The organism is Shewanella mesophila, assembly GCF_019457515.1.
GTDB classification, from domain to species: domain Bacteria; phylum Pseudomonadota; class Gammaproteobacteria; order Enterobacterales; family Shewanellaceae; genus Shewanella; species Shewanella mesophila.
Genome location: NZ_CP080421.1, coordinates 2,290,629 through 2,312,829 on the forward strand (window position 1 = coordinate 2,290,629; position 22,201 = coordinate 2,312,829).

Consider the following 22,201-nt stretch of genomic DNA (forward strand, 5'->3'; position numbering starts at 1 on the left):
GCACTTAACAAACTGTTAAACAAGGACTAAATACAGTTGGCTTTTGCTCCTTCGTAGCATATTCTAGCCAACAATATTTAGCCTGTTAACAGGGCGTTAGTGGTCAAGGAGAGCTATGAACCAAGCTATACATTTTAAAACATCAATGTTTGATGTTTCTATAGAGAGGGATAACCCAATAAATCCGATCTACGGAATATCCCTGCTCGAATGGCTTAGGTCAGAGCTAGAGGGAAAGATCGAGATTACTGAGCCAGATGCCGAAGATTGGGGTTGGTATAGTGAGTTAGAGTTCGAAGGTAACAATTACCTGATCGGGGCGTGTGCCTACTTCGAAGAAGGCGATAATCCACAAGAACCAATAGATTGGGTGTTCCAAGTAGATAAATACCGCAGTTTTAAAGAAAAGCTCTTCGGCAAGAACAAAATGAGCGCTTCAGACAGCTGCTTCGTATTTTTCAAAAAGCTATTAGAAGAAAACCCAAATTTCAAAGAGGTCCAAGTTGCTTAGACCACTAACAAGGCGCACCAAGATCGCCACTTCGTGGCTGGACCTTCACTGCGTCGCTTGTGCGCGGCGTTAGCCATAGAAATATTAATCTTAAATTCACATAGTAGAGCAAAAGTCCTAACTCAAAAATGTCCAGAAATGAGTTAACTTGTGATTGTCCAAGAGGTACCAGTAAGGTCAAATCGAAGAGATAGAAAACTCGGTGTGAACACAGTTGTGACCTTCCGAGGCATGGATGCCGAGGTAGAGCTCACATGGAAGTGCTTGTAGCGTGTCACAAATGTGTTTGCACGTGAGGCCTGCTGCAAGCAATTCAAAACAATGAAGGTTAACGCTACCATCAGCCATACCAAAAACCAATTCAGCCAAATGTTATCAGCCAAAAATGCCAACACCTTCATTCGAAGGTAAACCCACTTTTGTCCAAAAACGATTTAACTTTTGATTACCCAAGTGATATCAGTAAGGCTAAATCAAAAAAATAGATAACTCTGTGTAGGTCAGGCGGTGACCTTCCATGCCATGACAAAAAAAGCCACCTCTTAGATATAGAGGTGGCTTTTAGTCGATAGCTTAAAAAATAGATAAACTTAAAAATTAACGAAACTTGCTGACTTTCTTTAGTGCTATTTGCTGTTTGAGTTTAGATAAGTGCTCAATAAACACTTTACCATCAAGATGATCCATCTCATGTTGCAACACGATTGCAAGAAAATCATCGCTCTCAATTTCAACTGGTTCCCCGTGGCGATTCAGCGCTTTAACTTTCACGCTTTCATAACGGGTCACTTTAGCGCGGTAACCAGGGATAGATAAACATCCCTCTTCACCGACAAATTCACCTGAACGTTCGATAAACTCAGGGTTGATTAGCACTAACGGCTCATCTCTATTTTCGGAGAGATCGATAACAATAATCGCATCGAGACTGCCAACCTGAGTAGCAGCCAAACCAATGCCATCATCGGTGTCATACATGGTTTCGATCAAGTCATCAATAAAAGGTTGTACCGCATTGATATCGCTAACGGGTTGAGCCTTACGCTTTAAACGCTCATCGGGAATGGTAAGAATTTCCAGTACTGACATTATTTCATTTGATGTTAAAAATTTGCCGTCATTATGACCTAAATCACACTAAAGGCAACTCGATCACCGTTTTATGTTTGTATTGGTCGTCGACATATCGCCTAGCGATACTCTGAACTGCACATTTAGCGATGCCTTTAGCAATGCGACTAGCTGCTATACCGCAGAACAAATTGCTCACAGGGATATAGCACCTCTTCTGTTACGCTAACCTTATTAAATTCATAGTCACATGCCTATTCACATAACCTTGATGATTCATAATATGACGAGGCGCTTTCGCAATTTTACCGATATATTACAGAGCGATAACTACCTTACCCTATTTTATTTAGCCTACGCCTCTTTGCTACCCGCTATCCATTTTTATTCTCAATTAACTGGTCTAGATTCAAGTTAATCGTTATATTTTGTTTATTACATAAAATTTGGGTTTATAAAGTGGTGCAAGGTTCGATTTCGCCTATGCAGCGAATTTGGCAGGTCGTTGGGTTAATTCCGAAAGGTAATGTGAGTTCCTATGGCAAGATCGCTGATTTAGCGGGTCTTCCTGGGAGAGCCAGATACGTATCTCGCGCGCTGAAATTGGCACCTGATGAACTAAATCTACCATGGCATAGAGTAATTAATAGTCAGGGGAAAATAGCCTTCCCTGAATCGACCCCAGCTTTTATTGAACAGATGCAGTTGTTAAGAAACGAGAATATCGAAGTGAACCGAGGCAAAATAAAGCTGTCAAATTACGAGTGGCAACCCGATCTCGCTACACTCATGTTTGAATTATCATTTTAGCTGACCCTTGTAGGAGATATTTTTGTCGACAATGAAACGTGAATTTATCCTGTTTTGCCTAGTCGTATTTAGCATTGACGCCCGGGCAGCCCAAGAGCCACTCACGCCGCAAACGGCGGAGTATCAGGTCAATTACGGTAGTATTGAACTCGGTAAGGCGCGCTATCAACTCCCTGCCCCGGAGGGCGATCTCTACCAATACAGATTTGATAGTGATGTGAGTCTGTTAATGCTTTCAGATAGGCGCACAGTAAAAAGCATCTTTAGTTTAGCTGGCACTAAACTTATCCCTATGCGGTACAGCCATGAACGTGATGGCACGGGCCCTAGTTATCAAGAGCAGTCTGCCTATGTGCTCAGTCAAAAATTAGTCCATAGCCGTTATAAAGATGAGCGAGCAAAATTCCCTTACACCGAAGATCTATTTGACCCGCTAATGGTTCAGCTGCAATTTCGACTCGATATTGCCGCAGGTGCTAAAACGATGCACTACAAGATGTTAAAGAGCGGCGAAATTGATGAGTACGACTTTAGAGTGGTGGGTAAAGAGCGCGTCAATATTGAAAGTGGTAGCTACGATACCGTTAAAATAGAAGTGGTCAGAGACAATAACAAACGTCAAACTTTGTTTTGGATGGCCCCCGATTTAGGCTACCTGCCAATTAGATTAACCCATTTCGAGAAAGGCAGTAAGCAGTTAGATATCAAGCTACTGACCTATCACTTTGATGCCATGCCAATTAAGGTTGAAACGACCAGCAAGGCGAGTCCTGAGAGTGAAACACCGATTCGATAAAGGCTGTAATTAACGTCAAGCTAAAGCCGAGAAGATCATAATCGCCCCAGAAAGATAATGCCTATGCGCGAGGAGCAACTCCTCGCGCACTATTACTCACCTAGTTTAACTGCCAAGCACCATCTCACCACGACAGAATAGTTTCCAGTCACCCGGTGCAAGAATATGCCACTGCTCATTATCGGTTAAGGGCCGTGTCGCAATAACGGTAACAATGTCATTAGGAGTTGTTTCTTTATTAAAATCAATCACGACATCGGTATCAATCAACTTAGCCTTACCAAAAGGTGCACGACGAGTGATATGACATAAGTTATTGGTGCAGTAACTCATCAAATGTTCGCCGTCACTGAGGATCATATTGAACACCCCAAGTGCACGAATTTCATCGGCTAATGTTGCCACGTAGCGATAAACTTCAAGCAGATCATCTGGAGCCGTATCGCCGAAACGTGCTACGATTTTTTCTAATATCCAGCAAAATGCCAATTCGCTGTCGGTATCTCCCACTGGCTGATAGCGAGAAACAGTAAACTTACTCTGATAATCACTGAGCTGACCATTATGGGCATAGGTCCAATAACGCCCCCACAACTCTCTGGTGAATGGATGGGTATTCTCCAAAGAGACACATCCACGATTAGCTTGGCGAATATGACTCACTACCACTTCACTTTTAATCGGATAAGATTTGATGAGCTTAGCCACATGGGACTGACTGCTTGGACAAGCATCTTTAAATGTCCGACTTCCCTTGCCCTCATAAAAGGTGATCCCCCATCCGTCTACGTGAGGACCTGTCACTCCGCCACGCTCGGCTAGACCTGTAAAACTAAATACGATGTCGGTAGGCACGTTGGCGCTCATGGCCAGCAACTCACACATAAAAGCGATACCTTTTACTTACAAATCTTAAATTAAAGTCATTCTAACGAGTTGACGCTATTTGTGGAATGGTCACTTTTATAAAAAATTTAAACAATTGTTTGAAAAGTGCTTGTATAAAAGTCACTAGGCGGGTAGATTTTATGCGACACAGGTCTGACCACAATCTATAATTGTGATAACAGTCATACAAAAAAGAGCTGACTTAGTGCCGTTATCTGTCGCATTAGTGCAGTTATCAGTCGCAATTGAAGGAGAATTAACAGTGACTACCTTACTTTGGATTTTAGTGATGCTCTTCACGCTAGGCGCCCTGGCCTATCTAAGAGTTTCACTACTCACCTCAAGCGTTCTAGCTGCCGTTGTTATGGCAGCAGGTACCGCTATGGGTGCTATCGCCCCACTAGCTTGGCTAGTATTTCTTGTCATTGCGTTACCACTTAATGTGGCAGGCTTTCGAAAAAACGTTATTACTCGTCCACTACTTAAGATGTACAAAGGCATCATGCCTGAGATGTCATCAACCGAAAAAGAAGCGATTGAAGCGGGAACCACTTGGTGGGAAGCGGATCTATTTGCAGGTAAACCGAACTGGAAAAAACTCCATAACTACCCAGTTGCACGCTTAACCGCTGAAGAGCAAGCCTTCATCGATGGCCCTGTAGAAGAAGTCTGTAAGATGCTCAATGAGCACCAAGTCTCGCATCAACTTGCAGACCTTCCCCCTGAGATTTGGCAGTACCTGAAAGATAACGGCTTCTTTGCGATGATCATCAAGAAAAAATATGGTGGTCTAGAATATTCAGCCTATGCACAATCTCGCGTATTACAAAAACTCGCTGGTGTATCGAGTGAATTGGCATCTACCGTCGGCGTACCTAACTCATTAGGCCCGGGCGAATTACTGCAGCATTACGGCACTCAAGAGCAGCAAGATCACTACCTACCTCGCTTGGCTAAAGGGTTAGAGGTGCCTTGTTTTGCACTAACCAGCCCTGAAGCGGGTAGTGATGCTGGTGCAATCCCCGATTTTGGCGTGGTGTGTAAAGGGCAATGGCAAGGCGAAGAAGTCCTTGGTATGAAGCTGACTTGGAACAAGCGCTATATTACCTTAGCTCCGGTCGCTACCGTATTAGGTTTAGCATTTAAACTGCAAGATCCTGACAAACTACTGGGTGGTCAAGAAGAGCTGGGCATTACCTGCGCACTTATCCCAACCGATGTACCGGGTGTTGAAACTGGTCGTCGCCACTTCCCGCTTAACTGTATGTTCCAAAACGGTCCGACACGCGGCGATGAAGTATTCGTGCCACTGAGCTTTATTATCGGTGGTCCAGAGATGGCAGGCCAAGGCTGGCGGATGCTGGTTGAATGTCTCTCTGTTGGACGCGGAATCACCTTGCCTTCTAACTCTGCTGGTGGCGTTAAGACCGCAGCGGTTGCGACTGGTGCCTACGCTCGTATTCGTCGCCAATTCAAACTGCCTATTGGTAAGTTAGAAGGTATCGAAGAGCCAATGGCGCGAATTGGCGGTAACGCTTATTTGATGGATGCGGTTACAACATTAACGACAACAGGTATCGATCTTGGTGAAAAACCGTCGGTTATCTCGGCAATCGTTAAATATCACCTCACCGACAGAATGCAAAAATGTGTTATCGATGCCATGGATATCCACGGCGGTAAAGGCGTCTGTTTAGGTGAAGGCAACTATCTTGGGCGTGGTTATCAAGCGGCGCCTATTGCGATTACCGTTGAAGGTGCAAATATCCTAACTCGCTCAATGATCATCTATGGTCAAGGGGCTATTCGCTGTCATCCTTATGTCTTAGCGGAAATGGAGTCGGCATTTGATCCCGACGCCAATAAAGCCTTGAATGATTTTGACTCAGCCTTATTTGGCCATATCGGGTTTACCACCAGTAACTTTATTCGTAGCTTCTGGTTGGGCCTGACATCAAGTCATTTTTCAAACAGCCCATATAGCGATAAAACCAAGCGTTATTATCAGCATATGAACCGCTTCAGCGCTAACCTTGCCCTGCTATCGGATCTTGCGATGGCAACATTAGGCGGTGGACTCAAGCGTAAAGAGCGTATATCGGCACGCCTTGGTGATCTACTGAGCCAGCTGTATCTTGCTTCTGCAACGCTAAAGCGTTATCAAGATGAAGGTCGTCAGACTGAAGATTTAGCACTTGTACAATGGGCTGTTGAAGATTCCCTTTATAAACTACAAGATTCACTCGATGATCTGTTAGATAACTTCCCAATGGGCTTAGGCAGAGCATTACGCTTTGTGATCTTCCCATTCGGCCGTCCAGTGAAACGTCCTAGTGATGTGCTGGATCATAAAGTGGCTAAGATCATGCAAACCCCTTGTGCTAGTCGCGATCGTCTAGGGAAAGGCCAGTTCTGGACTCCGTCTGAATTTAACGCCGTGGGTATTCAAGAGCAGACCTTTAAAGATATTCTTGCTTGTGAACCTCTGCACGATAAGATCTGCAAAGCATCAGGCAAACGTCTTCCATTTATCTGGTTAGATAAATTAGCAGCAGAAGGCAAAGCGTTAGGGATCTTAAGCGAAGATGAAATAGCCTTACTTGAGCGCGCTGAAATTGGTCGTATGAAATCGATTAATGTTGATGATTTCGATCCAGAGGAGTTAAAAGCCCAGGTGCCAGCAGCACAGAAGCAGCATCAAGCTGCCTAAGGCTAAACCTAATACCGAGTAATAACAAAGCCCAAACACCTTGTTTGGGCTTTTTGTTATAAGCTTATCGCACCTTACCTATGGCGCTGTATCCACATCAAGATGCAGTGGGTAACTAACCCGCCGATTGCATGTTAACCTTAGCCGCTCTCTTCTGATCCACTTTTTGTTCGCCAGCAACTTGAGCTTCACTAATGGCTTCATTTGATAACAAACTGATGAGTTCAATGCCCACTGGTAACTCATTTATTACCCCAGTGATCAACTTAACCTTACCCTCTTGCAGATAAATAAGCGGTAACGCTCCTTCGCCATAGCGATCTTTAAAGTCGGTAAAAGTGAAATTTTCGGTGATATTGGTACTCTTTATCACTCCCCCTTTAGCCATAGTACTCGCCAGACGCGCATAGGAAACCGACTCGCCAAATAAACACAGGCGCTTCTGATAAGACTCAGACAACTGATGACGAGCACTACCTCCCTCGCTGTTATTTAAACCAAATACCTTATTTTTACCGAGCAGATCCTGATAGTGAAATGTCACTAAGGGGTTAAGTTGTCGATATGGTGACAAGACTAACAATCGACCGACACCGTTCATATCGATCGCGTTATCAGCATGCTCTGAGGCGGGATTGCCAAAATAGACAGGAATGTTATCCATGCGTGATAAACGGATGTTATCCCAGTTATTATCCGCTAAGATCACCGGGACATTTTTACTCAGCAATACTTTTGCAAGCGCTCTTGCAAACTTAGATGCACCGAAAATGAGAAACCCTTGAGCAGAACCCGCCTTAACACCTAAAAATCGTGCCCATGCACCGGCCGTTAGACTTTGAGCGACCACGGTCCCAATAATGATGAGAAACACTAAGGGGACGATTTGATCCGCCCCCTGCACTCCTTGGCTTTCCAGCTTTATAGCAAACAAAGAGGACACAGCCGCGGCCACAATACCTCGAGGTGCAAGCCAGCTTAAAAACCACTTATCGGCTCTAGGTAATGAGGTGCCAATGCCGCAGATCCATACGCTTAAGGGTCTTGCGACAAACATGACGATCAACAACAACGCTATGCCCTGCCAGCCAAGATTAAGTAATGCCTGCGAATCTAATCTCGCGGCTAACAAAATAAATAGCCCAGAGATAAATAACACCGTCAGGGTTTCTTTAAATTCGATGATGTCTGCGATATCGACGCCGCGCATATTCGCGAGCCAGATCCCCATCACGGTCACAGAGAGTAGTCCCGACTCCTCTTGCAATAGATTAGAGCCAACAAAGACACCTAACATGATGGTCAACACAGCGGTGTTCTTCAAGTAATGTGGCACTAAACCACGGCGAATGATCAGCCCAATAGCATAACCAGCGGCTGCACCTAACCCGAGGCCAATTCCCAACATATACACTAATGAATGCAACACATGACTAGTGGGCTCAGCAGCGACCGCGATATATTCAAATACCAACACAGCTAATAATGCACCAATGGGATCGATAACAATCCCTTCCCACCGTAATATGCTAGCAAGTTGAGATTTAGGCTTAATACTGCGCAGCATAGGCACGATAACCGTAGGGCCTGTAACCACGACAAGCGCCCCGAACAGCATCGCCATTTCCCAATTAAATCCCATAATATAGTGAGTCGCAGAACCGATAACCGCCCAAGTTACCAGAGTGCCTATGGTAACGAGATGGGTAACCATACGGCCATGCTCTCTTATCTCAGAAAAATTAAGAGTTAATGCCCCCTCAAACAAAATTACCGCCACTCCGAGGGAGATGATGGGAAATAAAAGATCGCCAAAGATGAGATCGGGGTTGAGCACGCCAAATACTGGCCCAACTAACAAGCCACACAGTAGTAAGGGCAAAATAGCGGGTAGGCGCAACTTCCATCCAAGCCACTGACATAAGATAGAGAGGACACCAACGAGTCCAAGCATAGCAGTGATCTGCTCAACCATTTATTTATCCTTAAATATTGATAGCTAACGTTACAGTTTACAGCATGGGTGACGCAGTGCTTATTGTCGATGATTTTATCTAACAGAATAACAGCGCTGACGTTATAAATTATCAATCCATACCAATTGACAATTTGCAAAGATCAACTTTCATCTTTGTGTTGGCGGAGCGGACGGGACTCGAACCCGCGACCCCCGGCGTGACAGGTCGCCATCTGTTCATCAAAAGTCTAACCAACTGAACGATCTCGCTTGCTATTGTTGTTTCCACGTAACGAAAAAAGCCTCAGCATTTCTGCTGAGGCTTTCATCTTTGTGTTGGCGGAGCGGACGGGACTCGAACCCGCGACCCCCGGCGTGACAGGCCGGTATTCTAACCAACTGAACTACCGCTCCTAAACTTGCAACTGCTTCGTATTACTTCAAAACAATTTTAAATTAGGTACTTGAGTGGCGGAGCGGACGGGACTCGAACCCGCGACCCCCGGCGTGACAGGCCGGTATTCTAACCAACTGAACTACCGCTCCACATCAAGTTGCGATGGATAATACTGAGGTGATAAACCCTCGTCAATAATTTTTTTAATCAAATTAACCAATCAGTTAAAAAAACATCAATTCAGCCAAAATTCGTTCAAAACGCAAATCAAGGCTTAGGATTATTATCACCAATATCTTCAGGCATGGTTAGGTCAATTTCATCTAAGGTTGGGCCAATCTCTTTCGCCCTTTCCTCTTCAAGACGTGCTGCAGTAACCGCCAATGCACGCTTCAGATTCTGACGTTTACGCCAGATCAACAAACCGATAGTACCAAAAATGAGTAAAACTGAATTAATGGTAATGATCCAAAACATGGCATCTTCTTTGGCTTTCTCTTCGGCAATCGCGGCTTTTTTTGCCGCAATTGCAGCAAGTTCTTCAGCCGTTGGCGGCGGCTCGGGTGGCGGGACCAAATTGAAAAATTGTTCTGGCAGCCGTAGTAATATTTCTCGGCCCGTATGGGTGGTAGCCGCGGCGGTGCCCTTAATTCGATAACTGCCAAATTCAGAGACTTGGGGAAGTACTAACTGAATTTGATTTTCAGCTAATGCTTGCAGTGGAATACTCAGCTGTAACCCCGCAGGGCCAACTAATTCAAACTCAAAATAAGTATCATCCAGAACCAGTTGAGTTTCATCGATAGATAACTGCAACTGCCAGCGTCCCTTAAGGTGATCATCTGGCTCAATAACGTCTAACTTAACGGGCATCGGCAGTAGTTCAAAGTCGGTACGAACTTCGCGACGGAAAATATCGTTCTGCGCTACAACTTGAAAGTTGTAGTGTCCCCAAGGCTGATTGAGATTAATATCACCAGTAAAAACCCCATCATCTGGCTGCTCATCGAGATCTTCACCATTATCCTTGTAACTACCAACGATTAAGGTTCCTGCCGCAAAATTCTCATCTCCAGGAAGGTGCTGGCTCACGAATCGTGCAGTCCAATTAATGAGGTAATCAAGACCAGGCATCCGCATCCGCTGCTGGTCGCCCATTAGATGCGCGGTAACTTTAAGGCGTTCTCCCTGATAAAGGGGTTGTGGCATAGGGTCAACGACAATCTCTAGCTGAGAAACCTTTTCTAATTTTGACCCCGGAACGACTCGACCTAATAACTGCCAAGGGCCAGGCATAGGAGCCTTGATGGTAATAATATCGCCGCTCAAACCATCAACCCACTCTACCGTTTCAGGGTGACGAGAGGAATGCCATTTACTACCGTCGGGTAACACCACAATAACTGGCGCACTACCATATTCTCGTTGTACAAACAGCGTGAGCTCGTCGACCATATGATCGATACGAAAACGGTTTTTGAGTTCGCTAGCCTGAGAAGATGGCACTACTTGGGCGTTAGCACTCAGCCCCAAAATAGATAGCATTAAGCCAAGGCATACCTGTAATAAGCAGATTTTCATAGAATGACGTTTATCCTCGCCAGATACATTGTCCTGATTTCTCAACTAAATCTAGTCTTTGCTCGTGCATAGTTAATTCATCGGCAGAGGCAGCGATCACTTTAAGTTTTGCGCGATTTATGTCTAATCTTTGGATCCCGCCGCCCTCTTGACCCGGTTTTTCATTGGACAGTTCAAACTTAGTCTGTCCACCGGTCATGATAAGATAAACGTCAGCTAAGATCTCGGCATCGAGTAACGCCCCGTGCAGATCCCGGCGTGAGTTGTCTATGCCATATCGCTTACACAAGGCATCGAGGTTATTTTTCTGTCCTGGGTGCAAAAACTTTGCGATCTCAAGGGAATCCAAGACTTGGCAAATATCTGTGGTTTTCGGTCCTCTAGGCTGAAGCAGAGAAAACTCATGATCCATAAAACTAACGTCGAAGTTCGCGTTATGAGCGACTATCTCAGCGCCATCGATAAATTCAATGAATGAAGCGGCGACTTGCGCAAACGTCGGCTTATCGGCAACATATTCGTTAGTAATACCATGAACCGCAATAGCTTCTTCATCAATCGCCTGCATTGGATTGATATATTTGTGATAATGACGCCCGGTGAGCTTTCGGTTAACCACCTCAACACAACCAATTTCGATGATTCGATGACCAAAGAAGATCGCTCCTGCTCCCTGGTTCATACCAGTTGTTTCAGTATCGAGAATAACTTGGCGCTTTGCGCTAGAGATAATATTCATGTTTACATACACTTTTATTGAAATATTTTGGGTATACTGCCCGCATTATTGGCTATGGTAGCAACTTGATGACCGGACTGAAACAACTGTTAGTATTTACCGATGGATCCTGTCTAGGAAATCCAGGCCCCGGCGGTTATGGCGTGGTAATGAAATATAAAGCCCATGTTAAAGAGCTCGCTGGAGGATTTGCCCTCACCACCAATAATCGTATGGAACTGCTCGCGCCTATTATCGCACTCGAGGCATTAAGAGAACCCTGCAATATTATCCTCACTAGCGACAGCCAATATATGCGTCAAGGGATCACTCAATGGATCCATGGTTGGAAAAAACGCGGTTGGTTGACTGCAAGCAAACAACCAGTAAAGAATGTCGACCTTTGGCAACGTCTCGATAAAGCCACTAAGGGACACCATATTGATTGGCGCTGGGTAAAAGGTCATGCAGGTCATATCGAAAACGAACGCTGTGATACCTTAGCTAGAGAAGCTGCAGAGGCAAAACCGACAACAACCGATACTGGCTATATTGAAACAAAAACGATCAGTCAATAAGACGGTACTTTCCACTACGCAATACGGTTAACTTAAGGTGCTAGATTTAAAAATCGCTGGCTAAACTGATTAAAGGCATCACAGAGCGCGGTTGGATTTCGGCTTTTATGACGAATGCGATAAAACTGCCGCGCCAATGTAAGCCCCTTAACCTCGATAATTGCCAGCTCTTTACGGCTGAGCTCTTTTTCCAATGTCAGCTCAGACAATACCGCTAAGCCAGCGCCCTGCCTTACTGCTTGCTTAATCGCATCTGGAGTCGAAAAACTGAACTTTTCAATCGGCTGCAGATCGAGGGTATTGGCCGCATTAATAAAATATTCCCGCGTACCCGATCCCGCTTCGCGCATTACCCAAGGTAAACCACGCAACTCCTTAGGTTCTATCATTTGCCCCGCTAACGGGTGTCCTGGATGACAAAATACCAACAATCTATCCTTATGCCAGGCCTCGACTTTAATGCGACTATCGAGGCATTGGCCCTCAATAAAGCCGACTTCGGCGCGAAACTCCAATACCGCATTAATCACCGCTTGGGTGTTGTTGATATTGAGATCGACCATAGATGCAGTAAATTGCTGACAAAATGCCACGGTACTCTTTGCCAGTAAATAGTTGCCGATAGTTGAACTAGCAGCCACATTTAGGGTACCGCTTAACTGGGCTTCGGGTGATGAAAATAAGTGTTCAATTTGTTCAACCTTATGTAAGGCTTCGGTCGCTAACGGCAATAGCAGACTACCCTGACTATTAAGACGCAGTCGATTACCGACACGCTCAAATAATCTCGCATCGAGTTGCTTTTCGAGCTCCCCCAATGCCATCGATGTCGCTGGCGCTGAGAGGTTGACTAACTCAGCGGCGCGAGCTACTTGACCACTTCTCGCTACGGCTTCAAAAATTGCTAACTGTTTTAGGGTGATACGCATTAGATGATCTCTTTTTTATTAGCATGAGATCTTAGGTGACCCGTTCGACCCGCTGTCGGAGCGGTAGACCAATTAGGCCTGCGAACACGCTGCTTATCAAGGATTGGCGTGAGCGGCGTATCCAGTTTACGAGCAACGATAATATAAAGAGAGCCACTGCCAGGTAGCCAAGCTTGTAATGCATGTTGCCAAATACTCTCATCATAAATATTACTGAGTAGATGGTGATAGACTAAACGTTCATCTCCAATCACTTGATAGCCCAATAATCCCAGCCAATCTTTAACCCTTGCAGGTGTAAAAAACCGCCCGCACCATGGCAGTTGCTCTTGATATTTAGGCAATAGCTTACCAATAAATGCTGGACTTAGCGGGTTGAAGCCGATGATAAATAGATACCCACCAGAAATAAGGACTCTGTCGGTTTCTCGCAGTACTCGATAGGGGTCGAGTTCAAAGTCCAACAAGAGGCTGCACACCGCAGCATCGATCACGCCATTTTGCACGGGCAAGTTACAATAGCTACCAATGAGACTGGCATCTCCTTGCTGTACCATGGAGAATTCCCGTCCAATCGGCAGGTTGGGCTTTTCCAATGACGCACTCAAGGGACCCATACTCAGCAGGTGGTAGCCAAAAACTTTAGGCCACCAACTGGCTAACTTATCTTCCACCGCCTCCTGAAGCCAAGATCCATTAGGCAAGTCTTGCCATTGTTGTGGTTTAATTGCGTTTGTGGACACACTCCCTCCAGTGCTTTGCGAACAAAACCCGTTAGTCGCTAGACTATTAAATCCCTAAAGCCCTATACACGCAATAGCTTTGCTCAGTAAACTAAAGCCGTGCACACTTTTTAATTGGTACCCAAATTATGATATCTATCTCACCCATAGCCGCATTTAACGACAACTATATTTGGCTTATCAGCGACGCTCATAACAAACAACACTATGTCGTCGACCCTGGCGATAGTAACGTGGTGATCACCTATCTCAAGCAACACAACATTGAACTTAGCGGCATATTGATCACCCATCATCACCATGACCATACAGGTGGGATCTTAGGGCTACAAGCTCACTCTGGTCATAAACTTCATGTGTATGGTCCCGATGATGAAAATATAGAAGGGATCACCCACAGCATTTCGGCTCAAATGGATAGTATCACACTGCCACTACTCCCAACGCCGATAAAAGTATTTCATCTCCCAGGACACACCTTAGGCCACATTGCCTATCTAATCGATGGTCATCTTTTTTGTGGCGATACATTATTCAGCGCAGGATGCGGACGATTATTTGAAGGCACACCAACACAGATGCTGCGCTCCTTAAATCGTTTGAGTGAGCTAGATGATGACACCCTAGTGTATCCAGCCCATGAGTACACATTAGCCAATCTCAGCTTTGCACTCCATGTCGAGCCAGCTAACAAGGCATTGCAACAATATCACCAAAAAGCGATGCAATTAAGGACCGAAGAACAACCAACATTACCGACAACGCTGGCGCTGGAAAAGGCCATAAACCCCTTTTTAAGGGCAAACAGCGCAGATATACAGCAAAACTTATCGACCCATTTTCAACAACCTATTAGCGATGAACAAACCTGTTTCACGCTTCTGAGGCAATGGAAGGACAATTTCTAATAAATCATTTACAATAGCGCGCTAATTAAGTCCCCATTCTCATCTGAGGTTGTGTAAGAGGGACATATTGTAAGGAATATTTATAGATGCGCTTATCATTTGTCCTGATGGCGGGGGGACTCTCCCTGCTTGTCGGTTGCCAGTCATTCAATCAGCAAGCGACAACCACGCCAGCAACAACTGTTGAACCACCTATTATCGTTGATCCCATTACGCCACAAACAGAAATGCCGCAACCTATCGTGGTGACCGATGTATGGCAAAGAATTCGTTTGGGTTTGTCACTCCCTGTGCCCGATCAAAAGTTAGTCAATCAATATCGAGATTGGTACCTTAAACATCCACAGCACTTGGCTCGGGTATCTGAGCGCGCTCAACCTTTCATGTACCTTATCGTAGAAGAGATAGAGACACGGGGCCTACCCATTGAATTAGCGCTACTGCCTATCGTAGAAAGTGCGTTCGATCCCTTTGCCTACTCCCACGGGGCGGCGTCAGGCTTATGGCAATTTACCTCCCCTATGGCGCGGCACTTTGGCTTGCAAATGAACTGGTGGTATGACGGTCGACGAGATGTGCCAGCGGCTACGACCGCTGCGCTCGACATGATGGAATACCTTTATCAAAAGACCCACCAAAACTGGTTATACGCCATCGCGGCCTATAACACGGGTGAGGGTCGAGTATTAAATGCGGTTAAACGTAACGAACGCGCGGGAAAAGCGACCGATTTTTGGACATTAGATCTACCGAGGGAAACCGAGCGGTATGTACCACAATTGTTGGCATTAGCCGATGTGATCCAGCACGCCGAAGAATATGGTATTGAACTATTCCCTATCGCGAATCAGCCCCAACTTAGAGTGGTGAACATTGGCAGTCAGATCGATCTTGCACTGGCAGCTGAGATGGCAGGCATGAAACTAACAGAGCTTCATGCACTTAATCCAGGTTTTAACCAGTGGGCTACGGCACCTGAAGGGCCGCATACACTGGTCTTGCCAGTCGATAAAGCGGATGCTTTTGAAGCGACGTTAATAAGCAGTAACGAAGAAGATCGCCTGAAATGGCAGCGCTATAAGATCAAGTCAGGTGACAGCCTAGGTATTATCGCCAAACGTTTTCACACGACACCTTCAGCACTTCGTGCGGTTAATGATATTAAAAATAATACCATTATCGCCGGCAAGCACCTGTTAATTCCCATTTCGGCAAAAGATCCTTCCAAATATCTGCTGTCGGCTGATCAGCGTTTACATAAACGCCAAACCAGTGGTAAGGGACAAAAGGTGCAGTATGTTGTCCAAAGTGGAGATTCATTTTGGAAGATTGCCAAGCAATATAAAGTCACTGTCGCTAGCCTAGCCAAATGGAATGGTATGGCACCCAGAGATCCCTTAAAGCTGGGACAGAAATTGGTGATTTGGCAAGAAAGTGCTAGCAACGCGGTAACGAGGACGGTTAATTATACGGTTCGCAACGGTGATTCATTAGCCAAAATCGCCGGTAAATTTAAAGTGAGTGTTAATCAGTTAGTCCAGTGGAATGGTTTATCTAAACAAAAATACCTGCAACCAGGACAGAAGCTGACACTGTATGTCGATGTGACCAAATCACGAGTCTAACATGGCAACGCTAATAGACTGGAAATGAGCTTGATGCATAAAGCTTGACGCATAGGGGAGACACTAATATCAATTCCAGCGACTCTGAAGCTCTTTGAAACTTGGTATAACCCTACCCTTGCCATGCTCAGGTTAAAAAGAAAAAGCGATGCATAGCATCGCTTTTTCATATTTAATCTCTTAACCCCGAGTTCAGGTTGACTAAAAGCCACCTAACTTTTTAAACAGTTCATCCTTTAATTTATCTTTCGCTTTATCCGTTTCCTGCTTTAATTTTGCATCAAATAGCGCAGCAGTATCTAAAGCAAACTTTGGTTCAGACATAGTGCCCGAGATGGCAAAAGGTATCTCAACACCATAAAGTGCATCGCGCTCGCCACCACCTTGTCCCTCTAGTGATCCTACAACCGAAGTCGTCAGGGCGTAATCCAACACTTCGGATAACAGATTAACATTACCCTTGCCGCCTAAACGAATTAATGGCGACGCCATTGCTAGATCGGGATTAGTCACAACGCCTTTACTCATAGAGAAACTGCCACTAAGGCTGGTAAAGTCTGTCTTCTTTTCGCCAGTAGACGCTGCATTGAGATCCCCACCCAATTTAGCTTTAGCATCACGGATCATTTGTGGGATATTCACCCCATGGATAGCGCCATCGGCAACTTCAAATTGCCCCTTTGCTAGCAAGTTTTTCTTAATATTGTCTGGGATCAGACTGTTGCCTGAACCTGTAATAGTAAACTTCGTTGCCCCAGCAAGTAGATCGACTTCTGCCGCATCGGTCAGCAACGGCCGAATTTGAACCCCCGTAATGCTACTATCAAACTTGTAGCTCGCCACCGGCTTACGACCATCTAACCGCGCCGATGTCAGTAGTTTACCTTGATAGAGTTCGGTGGATAATTTACTGAGATCTAACACCCCATCTTTAATGGTTACATTCATCATCCAATTACTGGTTTTAATATTTTTTGCAGCAATCGACTTAGCCGTTAAATCAAATTTAAGGTTAACAGCCTTTAGGCCCGAAATATCCGGCTCTTGTGGCTGCTCTTTAGCAGTCACTTCTGCCGATTGATCTTTAGACTCTTCACTCTTTGGCAAAAACTTCTCTAAGTTAATATCGCCAAAATTAAGTGACGCAATCACACTCGGGACTCGGCTGCCATAATTAACATCAATTTTGCCCGTTGCCTTTATATCATCGACAGATAGGCTATCGAGCTGAGCACCAAGTTGCTTAACTTTATTATCGATCTGAACTTGTGTCGTTAGCGATACCGCCATCGCTTTATTTGGGATCGCGTCCCCTTTTATATCGTTACTAATAACAAAATCATTAATTGCGATCTGATCGAGTTCAGCTGATACCTTAAGCTGTCCTCTACCTTCACTGACGAGTTTCATCTCTGGCAAGCTTGCGCTAAATTTATATGAAAATTCCGCTAATTGACCGAGAGAAAACTCTCCTAATCGAAATTCATCTAAAGTGAAGCTTTGACTCTTGCCCGTTAATTCATCGAACATATTAATCTGCGTATCGGTGATCGCAACGCCGCCGATATTTAGACTACTAAGTTGGATTGAAGATGGCGCTTGGCTTGTCTTAGTCTCAGAATCAGGTTTAGCGGCTTGACTGCCATCTAAACCATCAAAACTTGAACGGCCATTTTTGTAAGTATCGAGGTTAACCGTTAAGCCATCTAAATTAAGCTGCGAAACCTCAACCTCTTTGCTAAACAGCGGCAGTAATGCCACTTCAGCGACGATACCTTTAACGCTAACCATGGTTGGGTTTTTAAAGCCATTAGGGTTAGAAAGGGTTATATCGCCAAGAGAAATACCGATAGAAGGAAAAAATGTCCAACTGAGATCTTGATTAATTTGTAAATCTCTGCCTGTCTGCTTTTTAACAGCATCGACTATTTGAGGTTTAAAATCATTCGGATCGAAGATGAGTGTAAGATAGGCAACGAGTAAAATAAACAGTGAAACAACAACAATGAGTGACCATTTAATAAATTTCATAACAGGTTCCATCTGGTAGATCTAGTTAACGTCTCTGACAACTAGCACAGGCTTGAAAAATCTAATCTCGATTCTGATACCGCAATACCATTATCGTCGGCATACAAGAACATGCCAGACTTAATTATAACGCGGTCTATCTCTATTGGCACATTCACATCACCAATGTCACGTTTATCGGTTTTAATCGGATTAGCCCCTAATGCTTGTATACCTATAGGCATCAAGTTTAATGCCGCAACATCTCTAACATAGCCATTAATCACGATACCGCTCCAGCAATTATCGACCGCACTTTGCGCAATCATGTCTCCAAGCAGTGCCCGACGTGAAGAGCCGCCACCATCGACGACAAGCACTTTGCCATCACCAGGCTGAGCGAGTAACTCTTTTAACTTAGAGTTATCTTCGAAGCATTTGACCGTTACCACTTCTCCCCAAAATATGCTTCGATTACCGAATTGGCGATAATTATGACCTAAGAGTGATAATTCTGATGGATAGAGATCAAACAGATCTGGGAGTAAATCGAGCATAAAAGCCTCCATGCGGCGATGATATTTTAAGCTACTATAACAAGGCTGCTTTAAAATGAAAATTTATGTGAATTTACAATGTTTCTATTTTAGATTTAAGTAGTACGCTCTATAATCAACGACACCTCGGTATATACAGTTATTGTTATAACCGATTTCAGTTTTAACCTCACAGCTAGCAATTGAGATGACATGAAAGAGACTTTTAATTTACAAGATGCAATTAGCGCAATTGACGAATATGGCTATGAAAAGAAGCAGACTAGCGGACTAGAGTTGGCCCGTAATGCAAGCCAAATGAAAACCTACCTTAAATCACTAGATTACAGCCTAAGAAGATTAACTATCTTACAAGAAGTTGTTAATGATTTAGTCGATGAAGAACAACTTAAGAAACTACAGCAAGAAAAGATTCAAACCTACAAAACAAAGATCATTAATTTATCTCGTGAGTATGGCATCTCTTTTGATGATGTTATTCAGATCATGCGCGAACAAGAAATTACCGATAAAGAATAACCTGCGAGCTTCACAGGTTATTTTTATATTCCAACTAACATTTTTATACTTTAAAAGATGATATTAGTGTCTCTAAATCTGAAGACCCTGTTTTAATCTGATCGCTAGCGCTACCGATCTGCTCACTCTTGTGTTGGTTTTCTAAAGAGATATCATTAATACGTGTTACGTTCATATTTAACTCTGCTATAACAGCACTCTGCTGCTCTGTCGCGGTTGCAATTTGAATATTCATATCTGAAATTTGTCGAATAGAAGCCTTAATTGTACCCAGAGCATCGACCACTTGAGTCGTCTCTTCTACCGTTTCTAATGATTGTGTTTTAGCCGTTAACACTGAGCGGTTAACATTTTCTATCGCTTCTCTTATCGCATCGATAATGCTGTTAATTTCCTGAGTTGAATCTTGAGTACGGCTTGCGAGAGTTCTCACTTCATCTGCAACGACCGCAAAACCACGGCCAGCTTCTCCTGCCCTTGCCGCCTCGATCGCCGCATTAAGCGCGAGAAGATTTGTTTGCTCTGCAATACCCACTATCACATCTAAGATCTGGCCAATTTTACTTGAACTTACCTGTAACCCTTGAGCAACTTGGGACGTTTTCTCTAGCTCACCGGAGAGTACTGTAATTTTAGACACTGCGACATCGACAACCTGAGCGGTCCGATCCGCCTCACTATCTGCACTGCCAGCACTATCTGCCGCTAGTTGGGCATTGGAAGCCACTTCAGACGCCGCCATCGACATTTCGTTAATTGCAGTCGCAACGCTTTCTGTTTCGCTTTGCATACTATTTGTTATCGTAGATGCCTCAGCAGATATAACAGCCAATCCCTCGGCTAATTCACGGCTATGACTCACTGATGTTGACGCGGACAGAATTAAAGATTGTATCTTAGTCACAAAGGCATTAAAGCTACTGGCGACGATACTTAATTCATCCTTGCCTGACTCGTTTAGTCTCAAGGTTAAATCACCTTCACCACGTGCAATATTTTCAAAGGCAGAAATGGTTTGTTGCATTGGAATAGAAATACTACGAGAGATGATCACCAATAAAAAGATAACCGGTAACCAAACAAGCACGGCGATTAAAAGGTACTCCCCCGTAAAAGCCATTTTTTCATCATTAATATCATCGACATAAATCCCTGTACCCACAATCCAACCCCATGGTTCAAAACGCTTAACTACGCTCATTTTCGGGCTAGGTTCGGTCGTATTGGGTTTATTCCACATATATTCGATAAGGGCGTATTCACTGTTTTTCGTCCCTGTCACCATCAACTCAAATAGCTTTACGCCATTTGGATCTTTCATGCCTAACACATTCGTACCGACAAGCTTTTTAGCAAAAGCGTGTTGCACCATTACGCCATCTCGGTCAATAGTCCAAAAATACTCATTACCTGAATATCGTAATCCATCTAACGCAGCGATTGCATTGGCCTTTGCATCGGCCTCACTCATTACGCCTCGCTTAGATTGTTCATAATACTGGGCAATCACTTTCTCACCAGTATCGGCAAGTGACGTCAACTTATCCTGTTTGTCTTGATACAGCAGACCTTCGATACTTAATAGCGCAAACATAAACATCAAGATGGTCGCGATCACAGCTAAACCTAACATTAACAGTAAACGACTTGAGATTCTGATCCTACGAAATAGGTTATTTATTACGGTCATGATAATAACCTCTGTGCTCTATGGTAAATAACTTAACATTACTTAAACGTCGTTCAAAGCGCCCTGTTTGTCAAAATTATTTGGTTATTTGAACTTAAGGTATAACTAGAAAAAGTTTAAATTTTTCTATTACCTAGTCTACTTTTACCACTCACTAACAGATAAATACAACTACACTAAGTATTGATATGAATCATCAGGAGAATGTCCAGCAATGAAGCGCTTAAGTATCGTCTTGACAGTCGTTGCAGCTTTGGGGATCTTGGTCATCAATTTATGGCCAGAGAAGTCACCCGCCTCGGTTCCACCAACGCCAATACGCATAGCTATGTCAACCACACCACTTAGCGCCCCACTCATCATTGCCAAAGAGTTAGCCCTGTTTAAACGTCACGACGTTGATGTAGAACTTGTTCCCTATCAAGGTGGACACCTCTGCTTTGATGCGATGATTAATGGTAATGCGGATTTGGCCACGAGTTCGGAATCGGTAGCTATGTTCAATAGTTTCAAGCGTAATGATTTTCGGTTGTTGGCCAGTTTTGTCGAATCTGATAACGATCTTAAACTACTCAGTTTTGGAAAAAACAGTCACATAGATCGACAAGGTTTCAACAATAAGCGGATTGGCATTATAAAAGGCTCTTCTAGCGAGTTTTTCACTGACTCACTTCTTATTATCACGGGACAAGAAAATAGTTCATTCGAGAAAGTATATATGTCTCCGCAAGAACTTGCCCCAGCCCTAATTGCTGGTGAAGTCGATTTCATATCAATTTGGGAGCCCTATGGATATCATCTCATCACAGATCAAGGCAGTAACATTTATCAATATCCGAGTAAAGGAATTTATAATCTGTCGTTTAATTTGATCAGTTCTGATACAAATACCAGGGTACACTTTGAACAGCATGTGAAGATTCTAAAAGCTTTAGCAGATACCCAACAATTTATTGCAGAGCACCCCAAACAGGCCAAAAAGATCATTAGCAACTACCTTAATATTTCAGATGCTGAACTCGAATGGGCATGGAGCGATTACATTTTTAGGCTATCTTTAAACAACTCTCTACTATCAATGCTTCATACACAAGCACGCTGGGCAGTCGCTAGCGGCGCAGTATCATCACCAATGATGCCCGATTTTCGAATATTACTGGACGATTCAGCCCTACTTAAGGCCATGACTAATTAGGATCTAGA

19 protein-coding genes and 2 tRNA genes are annotated in these 22,201 nt (G+C 44.1%); 9 read left to right on the forward strand and 12 right to left on the reverse strand.

Annotation, left to right across the window (positions count from 1 at the left end; all coding sequences use genetic code 11):
- The first annotated feature begins 115 nt into the window (after positions 1-115).
- Positions 116-511: a hypothetical protein gene (locus K0I73_RS10015; RefSeq protein ID WP_220061009.1), complete on the forward strand. Its 396-nt coding sequence runs from the start codon at positions 116-118 to the stop codon at positions 509-511.
- A 597-nt stretch (positions 512-1,108) separates the two neighbouring features.
- On the opposite strand, the gene def is transcribed toward K0I73_RS10015, so the two are convergent.
- Entirely contained in the window at positions 1,109-1,600 is a 492-nt protein-coding gene (gene def, locus K0I73_RS10020; RefSeq protein ID WP_220061010.1) for a peptide deformylase, read from the reverse strand.
- A 465-nt stretch (positions 1,601-2,065) separates the two neighbouring features.
- On the opposite strand from def, the gene K0I73_RS10025 reads away from it, so the two are divergent.
- Positions 2,066-2,392: an MGMT family protein gene (locus K0I73_RS10025; RefSeq protein WP_220061011.1), complete on the forward strand. Its 327-nt coding sequence runs from the start codon at positions 2,066-2,068 to the stop codon at positions 2,390-2,392.
- A gap of 22 nt (positions 2,393-2,414) precedes the next feature.
- Complete coding sequence (locus K0I73_RS10030) at positions 2,415-3,188, forward strand: DUF3108 domain-containing protein (RefSeq protein WP_434086679.1); 774 nt, start codon at positions 2,415-2,417, stop codon at positions 3,186-3,188.
- Between the two features lie 105 nt (positions 3,189-3,293).
- Here the strand turns inward: K0I73_RS10030 and K0I73_RS10035 are convergent, their stop codons facing one another.
- Entirely contained in the window at positions 3,294-4,073 is a 780-nt protein-coding gene (locus K0I73_RS10035; protein WP_220061012.1) for a class II glutamine amidotransferase, read from the reverse strand.
- A gap of 265 nt (positions 4,074-4,338) precedes the next feature.
- On the opposite strand from K0I73_RS10035, the gene fadE reads away from it, so the two are divergent.
- On the forward strand, positions 4,339-6,786 hold the full coding sequence (fadE, locus tag K0I73_RS10040; protein WP_220064331.1) for an acyl-CoA dehydrogenase FadE: 2,448 nt from the start codon (positions 4,339-4,341) through the stop codon (positions 6,784-6,786).
- A 115-nt stretch (positions 6,787-6,901) separates the two neighbouring features.
- On the opposite strand, the gene K0I73_RS10045 is transcribed toward fadE, so the two are convergent.
- From K0I73_RS10045 to dnaQ, 5 genes are all read right to left on the reverse strand, one after another.
- A complete protein-coding gene (locus K0I73_RS10045) occupies positions 6,902-8,761 on the reverse strand; it encodes a cation:proton antiporter (protein WP_220061013.1) in 1,860 nt (619 codons plus the stop codon).
- Between the two features lie 319 nt (positions 8,762-9,080).
- A tRNA-Asp gene (locus tag K0I73_RS10050) sits at positions 9,081-9,157 on the reverse strand.
- 55 nt (positions 9,158-9,212) lie between these two features.
- Positions 9,213-9,289 (reverse strand) — tRNA-Asp (locus K0I73_RS10055).
- 118 nt (positions 9,290-9,407) lie between these two features.
- A complete protein-coding gene (locus tag K0I73_RS10060) occupies positions 9,408-10,685 on the reverse strand; it encodes a TIGR03503 family protein (RefSeq protein WP_258405347.1) in 1,278 nt (425 codons plus the stop codon).
- Between the two features lie 46 nt (positions 10,686-10,731).
- On the reverse strand, positions 10,732-11,460 hold the full coding sequence (gene dnaQ, locus K0I73_RS10065) for a DNA polymerase III subunit epsilon (protein WP_220061015.1): 729 nt from the start codon (positions 11,458-11,460) through the stop codon (positions 10,732-10,734).
- Between the two features lie 68 nt (positions 11,461-11,528).
- Here dnaQ and rnhA point away from each other — a divergent pair, with 68 nt between their 5' ends.
- Complete coding sequence (gene rnhA / locus K0I73_RS10070) at positions 11,529-12,017, forward strand: ribonuclease HI (protein WP_220061016.1); 489 nt, start codon at positions 11,529-11,531, stop codon at positions 12,015-12,017.
- 32 nt (positions 12,018-12,049) lie between these two features.
- Here the strand turns inward: rnhA and K0I73_RS10075 are convergent, their stop codons facing one another.
- Both K0I73_RS10075 and K0I73_RS10080 read right to left on the reverse strand, forming a co-directional pair.
- Positions 12,050-12,946 (reverse strand): LysR substrate-binding domain-containing protein, encoded by an 897-nt coding sequence (locus K0I73_RS10075; protein ID WP_220061017.1) that lies wholly within the window; start codon positions 12,944-12,946, stop codon positions 12,050-12,052.
- A complete protein-coding gene (locus K0I73_RS10080; protein WP_220061018.1) occupies positions 12,946-13,689 on the reverse strand; it encodes a class I SAM-dependent methyltransferase in 744 nt (247 codons plus the stop codon). The genes K0I73_RS10075 and K0I73_RS10080 overlap by 1 nt, the downstream gene beginning before the upstream one ends.
- A 128-nt stretch (positions 13,690-13,817) precedes the next feature.
- On the opposite strand from K0I73_RS10080, the gene gloB reads away from it, so the two are divergent.
- Entirely contained in the window at positions 13,818-14,597 is a 780-nt protein-coding gene (gloB, locus tag K0I73_RS10085; protein WP_220061019.1) for a hydroxyacylglutathione hydrolase, read from the forward strand.
- An 86-nt stretch (positions 14,598-14,683) separates the two neighbouring features.
- The gene (locus tag K0I73_RS10090) at positions 14,684-16,222 is read left to right on the forward strand and encodes a LysM peptidoglycan-binding domain-containing protein (RefSeq protein ID WP_220061020.1); all 1,539 of its coding nucleotides are present in this window, start codon (positions 14,684-14,686) and stop codon (positions 16,220-16,222) included.
- A 201-nt stretch (positions 16,223-16,423) separates the two neighbouring features.
- On the opposite strand, the gene K0I73_RS10095 is transcribed toward K0I73_RS10090, so the two are convergent.
- Entirely contained in the window at positions 16,424-18,253 is a 1,830-nt protein-coding gene (locus K0I73_RS10095) for an AsmA family protein (RefSeq protein WP_220061021.1), read from the reverse strand.
- A gap of 41 nt (positions 18,254-18,294) precedes the next feature.
- Entirely contained in the window at positions 18,295-18,789 is a 495-nt protein-coding gene (locus tag K0I73_RS10100; RefSeq protein ID WP_220061022.1) for a putative 4-hydroxy-4-methyl-2-oxoglutarate aldolase, read from the reverse strand.
- Between the two features lie 192 nt (positions 18,790-18,981).
- Here K0I73_RS10100 and K0I73_RS10105 point away from each other — a divergent pair, with 192 nt between their 5' ends.
- On the forward strand, positions 18,982-19,308 hold the full coding sequence (locus K0I73_RS10105) for a hypothetical protein (protein ID WP_220061023.1): 327 nt from the start codon (positions 18,982-18,984) through the stop codon (positions 19,306-19,308).
- A 43-nt stretch (positions 19,309-19,351) separates the two neighbouring features.
- Here the strand turns inward: K0I73_RS10105 and K0I73_RS10110 are convergent, their stop codons facing one another.
- Positions 19,352-20,998, reverse strand: coding sequence for a methyl-accepting chemotaxis protein (locus K0I73_RS10110; RefSeq protein ID WP_220061024.1), 1,647 nt, complete (start codon positions 20,996-20,998; stop codon positions 19,352-19,354).
- A gap of 214 nt (positions 20,999-21,212) precedes the next feature.
- Here K0I73_RS10110 and K0I73_RS10115 point away from each other — a divergent pair, with 214 nt between their 5' ends.
- A complete protein-coding gene (locus tag K0I73_RS10115; RefSeq protein WP_220061025.1) occupies positions 21,213-22,193 on the forward strand; it encodes an ABC transporter substrate-binding protein in 981 nt (326 codons plus the stop codon).
- Positions 22,194-22,201 lie beyond the last annotated feature (8 nt).